This is a genomic window from Pseudomonas sp. RL_5y_Pfl2_73 (assembly GCF_963970515.1).
Lineage (GTDB): Bacteria > Pseudomonadota > Gammaproteobacteria > Pseudomonadales > Pseudomonadaceae > Aquipseudomonas.
Genome location: NZ_CAXAPD010000079.1, coordinates 1 through 3,225 on the forward strand (window position 1 = coordinate 1; position 3,225 = coordinate 3,225).

At 52.1% G+C, this 3,225-nt stretch carries 3 protein-coding genes; all 3 read right to left on the reverse strand.

Annotated features, from left to right (window positions below):
* Nucleotides 1-140 precede the first annotated feature (140 nt).
* Nucleotides 141-401 (reverse strand): PAAR domain-containing protein, encoded by a 261-nt coding sequence (locus AACY42_RS28155; RefSeq protein WP_339483769.1) that lies wholly within the window; start codon nt 399-401, stop codon nt 141-143.
* 168 nt (nt 402-569) lie between these two features.
* Nucleotides 570-1,289, reverse strand: coding sequence for a hypothetical protein (locus tag AACY42_RS28160; RefSeq protein WP_339483767.1), 720 nt, complete (start codon nt 1,287-1,289; stop codon nt 570-572).
* 5 nt (nt 1,290-1,294) lie between these two features.
* Nucleotides 1,295-3,225, reverse strand: a 1,931-nt coding sequence (locus AACY42_RS28165; RefSeq protein ID WP_339483768.1) for an RHS repeat-associated core domain-containing protein, incomplete at its 5' end; no start/stop codon positions are given.

Here is a 3,225-nt window from a genome sequence, read left to right on the forward strand (position 1 = left end):
GTTTCGATGATGTTGCCGCGTTGATCGTAGTCGTACTTCCACAGGCCGCCTTCGGCGTCGCGGGTTTGAAGTTGGCATAGGCATTGGCGCGATCAAGTCAATGCCGGTGTTGTCCGGTTGTTAAAGATCGGGGTTGCCGGTCAGCGGTGAACGGCGCTGCGGGAGCCGCTGGCGATCAGGGTGGCGCCGCAGGTGGTCTTCATGCCATCCAACGCCACGGGAATGCCGTTGACTGAATAGGTGCTGCTGCCTTCGGCAATCGGGAAGGGACCTTTGCATAAGGGGCACATCACCATGTGGCCTTTACCGGCCATGGGCTTGCCGTTGAGGTTGGTGTGGGGGATGGATTCGGTGACAACGCCGCCGTGGTCGGTAAGGTCGCCAAGTCTAATTATCGGCATCATGGGTACGATTCTCTGTAGTTAAAAATGGCTTGACGTCATATTCATTACTTAGTGTCGTTTAGTGCGCTGTTTCAGATGAAAATGCGTGGACATTGCGCGGTGCCGGATTTGCACTACTTGCCCTCCGTTGCTCTGAATTTTACTCGCTAGTAAAATATTTAGTTGCTAAATTGATTGCATGATTCGCTCAATTTCTCTTGCGGCGGCTGAATTGCAACTTTCAAGTTCTGCATATGCTTCTATTTGGATGAATTTTTTTATGATTGAAAAGCTATCTTCATCGAGATTTTTTTTCCAAAGGCGCAGGTAATCAAGCTGAGTGGAAAACTTCTCTATCTTGATGAATGTCAAGTATGGCGCTTCGATTATTTCATCCATTAGTGACATGATATATCGATCCCATGTCGATTTAGAATTTAGCCAAGCGTCCTCCCATTCAAAACCGTGTGATTCACGGTTCAGGCCAAGCGGTTCAATAATTGATACTATATCAATTATTTCAACTGTTATAGGGTTTTTGAAGTCGTCTGTGTCAAGCCAATACATTCGGGTTGCAACTGATCCTATTGCATTGGTTGCTGAGCTAATTTCATCGGAAATGCCCGCCAGAGTTTCATAAAATAGATTGATTTTATGCGTTATCTCTTTGGGGGCTCGATGATCCTGGATTCTCTTAAAGAAAAAATCTCGAGTATTATTTATTCGCTCAGGGGAAAAGTTTGCGCACAGGTAATAGTTGTTTCCTCCATGGACTATCTCAGGTATTGCGTCGCGTGCTGCCATTTTAACTATTTCGACATCTTGTGGGGTGAATTCAAAAAATAGTTCGCTTGTAAAGCAGTCTGTGCTTATTAGGAAAAGTATATCGTCAAATAATGCGGTCATTTTTATCATCTCGTTGGTCTGGTTGGAATGGCTAAGCTGGCTGCTCTAGAAGCTGAGCTAGGGATTTTGTAATGCTTGTTGCAGCCGCCCTCGTTAAAGTTTCGGATATCATTGTTAAGTCCGGCTTTTAGATCGTTTGCCGCTTTAACATGTCCCTCCCAAGAACCCTTTCCAGCTAAGGCACCATAACTTCGCGCTTTGTCCATGGTTGGTGCAAAACCATATAGGTTGTATTTGTCCTCTTGTAAGTCTTCTATTCTTTCAAGTAGGCCGCGATTGCCTGTGATTTCCTTGCGTCCTAAGGCTTTTGCATAAATTTTCGATAACAGTACTTTACATTTGGTCTTGTCATGGCAGGGCGTGCATGCTGTGAGTCCGATGGGGTCAACCCAGTTAATAGGGTTCGACGCATAGTGATGGACATTCAAACCACCAAGAAATCCAATTGGATCCTTGCCAATAAATCGCCCTGCCTGGGGATCATAGTACCGATAGCGGTTGTAGTGCAGCCCGATTTCCACATCGAAGTACTGCCCCTGAAAGCGCAGTGGATTGCGGATGTCGGTACGTTTGGCGGTCTCGCTACGCTGTTCCTTGGCCAATCCCCAGGCTTTGTAGACTCCAGCCCAGGCGATATCGCCGTGCTCGTCGGTCAACTCCATCGGCGTGCCAAGGTGGTCGCATTGGTACCACGCCACGGCGTTGAAGCTCACCGGTTTAGGTTTGTGCTGCCAAACCGGATCGCGGTCGATGTCGTAAGCGCCCTCATAGACTGGCTGGGGCAGCAGTTGGATACTGCGTTGTTCCACAGCCTGCGCCACTGGCACAAAACTACCCGGCTCGAAAAAGTAGTGGGTCAGGCGTTCGCTCTTGTCATTGTTTCGGCTCTCAAAAGCCAGCACATCGCCGTCCCAGCCATAGATCGTGTAGCCGCAACCGTACTGTTCGTCGAGCTTGGCACGTTCCAGCTTGTTCCACATTGGCCCGGCTTCGCGGCGGTCGTGGTACTTGGCTTTGGACAGTTTGAACAGCCGCCGGCCCAGGGCGTCGTAGGCAAAGCTGACGGTCAGTCGGTCATCTGCGTAACCGATCAGGCGGTCGTACAGATCCCAGGTGAAGTGGGATTTTTTGCCGTTGTGCAGGCGTTCCTTGAGGTTGCCGCGTTCGTCGTAGCTGTAGTGGGTGCCGACGTAGTCGCGCAGCAAGTTGTCCAGCAGTTTGTTCGGGACATATTGATTGGGACGCCGCGGTGCCTGGGGATCCAGCAGATTGCTGGCCGGGTCAAAGGCGAAGGTCTCTTCGCCGCTGATGGTCTGGGCGGCAAGCAGGCGACCGAGCGGGTCATAACGGTAGCTGAGCGCGCCGCGCCGGGTGTCGTCGATGCGGGTCAGTTGGCCGGCGGCGTCGTGCCGGTAGTTGCGTACCACCAGGCGTTGGGCGTCGCCGCGTTTTCCCAATGCTTGTTCCTGCAACTGGCCGTTGGGCGTCCAGGCTTGCCGTTGTTGCAGGCCGTTGCCCTGGTCGCGGGCGATCTCGCGGTGCAGGTTGTCACGTTGGTAGCTGAGTAGTTCTTGGTCATCTACTTTTAGCGCCAGCAGATGACCGCTGCCATAGGTCAACCAACTGACGCGGTGGCCATCCGGGCGAGTGGTGGCGATACGCTGGTTGAGGGCATCATATTCATGCTTCCAGACGGCTACATGCGGTTCCTGCAAATAGCGCAGGTACTGGTGCTCACGGGTGTTGTTACCGGCACGGTCGTAGAACCATTGCAATTTGCAGGCGGCGTTTTCCGCTAGCAGCAGATTGCCGTTGCCGTCATAGGCGAAGGTCTCGGTCTGCCATTCCAGGCCTTCCTTGTGCCCGGCATGGCGGGCGATCAGGCGGCCGAGTGGGTCGTACTCGAATTCGTTGACCTTATCACCGTCGAGGCGGC